Raw genomic sequence first — 1,508 nt, forward strand, 5'->3', positions numbered from 1 at the left:
GCAGCAGCAGGATGACGCAGCTGAGCCTGCGGAGGCCGCCGCTGAAGTCGAAGGCGCTGCCGCAGAAGAGGTGAAGGAAAAGAAACCTTCCCGCAGCCGCACCCGTACCCGGTCGCGCAAGCCCAAAGCCAAACCGGCTGAGGCAGAGACCGCAGAGACCGCGCAAGAGGCTCCTGCCTCCGTCGAGACCGCTGAAGCAGTGGCACAAGACGCCCCGGCCGCGGCTGAAGCTGAAGATCCTCCTGCAACGGAGACCGTTGCGCGGGCACCGGCTGATGACGCAGCAGAAAGTGCTCCAGCCGCTGTTGTCGATGATGCTGAGCCTGCCACCGGGAGTGCTGTGGAAGCCGAAGTTGCGGTTCCAGCAGAGGCTACTGCTGTGGAAGTTGAAGCCGCTCCGGCAGAACCGGTCGCGGTTGAAGCCGAAGCAGCACCGGTGGAAGTGCCTGCAGATACAGCACCGGACGCAGCTGCTGAGGCGGTAGAAGAACAGCCTGCTGCAGAAGAGGCTGCACAGCCGGAGCAGGCACCCTCGGAAGAGGAGAAGCAGCCGGAACCTGCAATGGCCGTTGCAGCGGCTGAACCGGAACCGGCAGCACCGCCCAAACCGAAACGCCGCGGCTGGTGGTCGGTGGGCAGCTGATCGCGAAATGAGATTTAGCGGGAGAGGCAGGCCAAAGGGCCTGCCTTTCTCTTTTTAGGGCGCTCCTCGCAATGGCAATGCCGCCGGCTGGGTCGCAGGAAAGCGTTTCCCGGCGCGGGAAAGGGCTCTGAAAAGATGTGTTTTCCAAGCCAGAATTCATGTCGAATTCCGGAGCCGCCCAGACCGGGCGCAATGGCCTCTGTGGGTGGCTCCTGCCTTGCAAGCGTTTTCTCGTGGCTTTTGCGACAATTTTCGTCAGTACTGCCGTCTGTCCGGCCTGTTTTTGCGGTGGTGTTCCGCTGGCCTTGATGAATTCCGTAAGCGAGGTTCCAATCGGCTTATCGACCTCAGAGAGCCGCTGCCATTCCCGGAGTGTCCTTGCTCTTGGTTGGCTTACTTCCGCATCATCACTTCAACGTCTTGCATCTCGTTGGCAGCTGGCGGTTAGAACGTGGGCTGCCGGTATTCCTGTTTCTTTGTCAGCATCGCCCGGATGGACCGGGCGGCTTTGTTGGCCATCCCCCTAAGATCGGGGGGATTACCGAAGGCTCATTTTTTCAAGGGTAAGGCCATGCAATGTGATACCGGCAAACACTGCGTTTTCTACCACGGCTATCAGATCGTGTGGTCCACCAAATACTGCTACAAGGTGCTGAGCGGGGCGTTGCGCCTGCGGGTGCGCGACATTTGCCGCCAGGTCTGTACTGAGAACCGTGTCAGCCTCTTGCGCGGGGTGCTGTCGAGCGACCACGTGCATATGTTCGTCTCCGTGCCGCCCAAGCTCGCCATTTCGGATCTGGTGCGCAAGATGAAGGGCCGTTCGTCTTGCCGGGCGCAGCGGGAATTTCCGGCGATCCGCAGACGC

1 protein-coding gene and 1 pseudogene are annotated in these 1,508 nt (G+C 61.0%); both read left to right on the forward strand.

Annotated elements, in window-relative coordinates; translation table 11 throughout:
- Positions 1 to 643, forward strand: a pseudogene (locus A2I95_RS37145) (ribonuclease E/G); the annotation flags it as partial.
- Between the two features lie 571 nt (positions 644 to 1,214).
- A partial coding sequence (gene tnpA, locus A2I95_RS37150; RefSeq protein WP_291737480.1) for an IS200/IS605 family transposase occupies positions 1,215 to 1,508 on the forward strand: 294 nt, incomplete at its 3' end.

This window comes from Leisingera sp. F5 (assembly GCF_001593695.1).